The following is a 235-nucleotide window of genomic DNA, read 5'->3' as shown; positions in this document are numbered from 1 at the left end:
CAGCCAGGAAGGCCGCGACTGGCGCATCGTCCTCGCCCGCCCGTTGCTCAGCGGGCGCCTCGGTGACTGGCAAGCCGAGGGGCAGAAGGTGCTGCAGGAAATCAACGCTGCGCGCAAGTTGCCGCGCCAGTGCGGCGGCCAGCCCTTTGCTGGCGCACCGGCGCTGACCTGGAATACCACCTTGGCCGGCGTGGCCGCCGACCACACCCGGGCCATGGCCAACCAGAACTTCTTC

At 69.8% G+C, this 235-nt stretch carries 1 protein-coding gene; it reads left to right on the top strand.

Going from position 1 to position 235, the window contains the following annotated elements:
* The coding region (locus tag SB756_RS35515; protein WP_410913939.1) for a CAP domain-containing protein at nucleotides 1-235 on the top strand (235 nt) is incomplete at both ends.

The sequence above is a fragment of the Pseudomonas sp. SIMBA_068 genome, assembly GCF_046534705.1.
Classification (GTDB): domain Bacteria; phylum Pseudomonadota; class Gammaproteobacteria; order Pseudomonadales; family Pseudomonadaceae; genus Aquipseudomonas; species Aquipseudomonas putida.
This window is presented reverse-complemented; position numbering and strand designations above follow the sequence as displayed.